Below are 776 nucleotides of genomic sequence, written 5' to 3'. Positions count from 1 at the left end.
AAAGGCGCCCTTCGCATCGGCGGCGCGCTTCGGTCCTGGAGGTACGGACTCAAGCATTTTGAGAGGAGCCACCCGATGAGCTCACTGGGCCGGCTTGCCCAGCGAGCATTCGTATATTTCGGCGAAGTGCTACAACAATCCGCTAGAAGTCGCGCTGGAAGCGGAGGAGGCCGCCGACGCTATTCTCTTTCGTAGCGCCGACCCAGTTACGGTTGTCAATCTGGCCAAACTTGCCATCGTGGTTATAGTCAACTTCGGCCGTGACCGTGAAGCCGGGGACGACATCGTAGGCAACGTTTGCCGCGACACCGTAATTCTTGTCATCGTCAGCGGAAACCTGGAGATTGAACGAGGTCTTCTCGTTGAACTTGTAGGTGCCGCCTCCCCAGACTGCCCAGTTGCCGCCCCACTGCTTATAGAAGTTGCGGTCGATGTTCTTGTCGGTGCCGTAGCCGGCCATCAAGAACAGAGACAGAGCGCTCGAAGCGTTCACGTCCAAGCGAACCTTGCCGGCATATTCTTCGAAGGTGCTGTCATAAGCAGCGACGCCCGTGATCGCGCCCCAGCCCTGCGTGTACTTCACGCCGCCGACGACATGCGGGACATAGCTGTCGATCGTGTCGTAACCCGAACTGATGTACGTGAAAGGCGGGACGCCGGTCGGGCCAGCGCTGCCGCTACCTTCTTCGAGGGAAACCACGCCCGACAAACCGTTGCCGAGGTCGAAGTAGTACTGGACGACGTTGCTGTCGAAGCCGCCATAGGGGACGATCGCT

Annotated in this window: 1 protein-coding gene; it reads right to left on the bottom strand. The window is 59.1% G+C overall.

Translation table 11 applies throughout. From position 1 onward, the window contains the following. Nucleotides 1-142: 142 nt before the first annotated feature. Nucleotides 143-776: porin (locus tag ENZ74_RS33365; RefSeq protein WP_164761477.1), on the bottom strand; the 634-nt coding region annotated here is incomplete at its 5' end.

It is taken from the genome of Mesorhizobium sp. M7A.F.Ca.CA.002.15.2.1 (assembly GCF_003998715.1).
GTDB classification, from domain to species: domain Bacteria; phylum Pseudomonadota; class Alphaproteobacteria; order Rhizobiales; family Rhizobiaceae; genus Mesorhizobium; species Mesorhizobium ciceri.
Note: the sequence above shows the minus strand (reverse complement) of the source record. Positions and strands in the feature narration are given on the sequence as shown.